This is a genomic window from Methylocapsa aurea, from assembly GCF_000746085.1.
In the GTDB taxonomy this organism is placed as follows: Bacteria; Pseudomonadota; Alphaproteobacteria; order Rhizobiales; family Beijerinckiaceae; genus Methylocapsa; species Methylocapsa aurea.
Window position 1 is genome coordinate 1 of sequence record NZ_JQKO01000036.1, and the last position, 1,761, is coordinate 1,761.

Below are 1,761 nucleotides of genomic sequence, written 5' to 3' on the forward strand. Positions count from 1 at the left end.
AGCCTGTCGCAAGCGCCGCGTTCGACCACCTTGGTGTCGCCGGTGACGATCGCGACGCCGGCCTCCGCCGCCGCCTGCGCCATGGAGCGGGCGATCTTGCGCAGCAGTGCGACCTCGAGCCCTTCCTCGATGATCGCGCTGCAAGAGAGGTAAAGCGGCGTCGCGCCGCCAACCGCGAGATCGTTGAGCGTGCCGCAAACCGCCAGCTTGCCAATGTCGCCGCCCGGAAATTCCAGCGGATGAACCACGAAGGAATCGGTGGTGAAGGCGAGCCGGTCGCCCCGCCCGGCGAGATCGGCGATCGCCAGCCGCGCCTGGTCCTCGAGCGGAGCCAGCACCGGATTGTCGAAAGCGCGGACGAACACATCGTCGATGAGATCGCGCATCGCCTTGCCGCCGCCGCCATGGGCGAGGCCGACTTTCTCGACATATATTCCATCGCGGATTTTCCGCAGCGGACGCAGGGTCTTGGCCGGATCCATCCTTGTCATGCCGGGTCCCTTGTCATGCCGCATCCGCATCGCGCTTCGCGCGCAGTCCCGCAAGATCGCCATATTGGTAATAGGCGGCGCAGGCCCCTTCGGAAGACACCATCAAGGCGCCCAGCGGCGCCTCCGGCGTGCAGGCCGCTCCAAACACCTTGCATTGCCAAGGCTTGATGACGCCTTTGAGCACCTCGCCGCATTGGCAGGATTTCGGATCGGCGATATGCAGCGCCGGGATCGCGAATTTGCGCTCCGCGTCATAGCGCGCATAGCTCGCGCGGATCCGCACGCCGGAATGATCGATCGAGCCGAGGCCGCGCCATTCGAAAAACTCGCGCAATTCATAGACGCGGGCGATGGCCTCGAGCGCCGCCGCATTGCCCTCGGTCGGAGCGACCCGGCCATATTGATTTTCGATCTCGCAGCGCCCTTCCGCCATTTGCTTCAGAACGAGCCAGATCGAATGGAGAATGTCGAGCGGCTCGAAGCCGGCGACGACGAGCGGCCGGCGGTAATGATTGGCGATGAAGGCGTAAGGCCTCGAGCCGATCACCATCGAGACATGCCCCGGCCCCAAGAATCCGTCGATGCGCAGGTCCGGCGAATCGAGGATCGCCTTGATCGTCGGGATGATGGTGATGTGGTTGCAGAACAGCGAGAAATTGCCGATCCGCTCCGCCTCCGCCTGTAAAATCGTGAAGGCGGTCGAGGGCATGGTGGTCTCGAAGCCGAGGCCGAAGAACACCACCTCGCGCCCCGGATTGTCGCGCGCGATGGCGAGCGCGTCGAGCGGCGAATAGACCATGCGCACGTCGGCGCCCTCCGCCTTGGCCTGCATGAGGCTCCGCTTCGAGCCGGGCACGCGCATGGCGTCGCCGAAGGTCGTGAAGATCACGCCCGGCGTCTGCGCGATGGCGACGCAATCATCGACCCGCCCCATCGGCAATACGCAGACCGGACAGCCGGGCCCATGCACCAGCTCGATTTCGGCCGGCAGCATGTTGGAAACGCCATAGCGGAAGATCGAGTGGGTGTGGCCGCCGCAGACTTCCATGATGTGGATCGGCCGCCCATCATCGCGAACCAGGGCGGGGACAAGGCTGTTGATGGCGTCGAGCAGAACGGCGGCCTTTGCGGGATCGCGAAACTCGTCGACAAATTTCATCGCCCCGCTTCCTCCAGCGCGGATCGCTCGGCGCCGCCGCCGCCGCTGATAGCGTCGAGCAGAACGGCGGCCTTTGCGGAATCGCGAAACGCGTCGACAAATTTCATCGCC

Annotated in this window: 2 protein-coding genes; both read right to left on the reverse strand. The window is 64.8% G+C overall.

Annotated features, from left to right (window positions below; all coding sequences use genetic code 11):
* Positions 1-482, reverse strand: a 482-nt coding sequence (locus tag DL86_RS15105; protein ID WP_036263215.1) for an AIR synthase related protein, incomplete at its 3' end; no start/stop codon positions are given.
* 22 nt (positions 483-504) lie between these two features.
* Positions 505-1,650 (reverse strand): hydrogenase formation protein HypD, encoded by a 1,146-nt coding sequence (hypD, locus tag DL86_RS15110; protein ID WP_036263212.1) that lies wholly within the window; start codon positions 1,648-1,650, stop codon positions 505-507.
* Between the last annotated feature and the right edge of the window lie 111 nt (positions 1,651-1,761).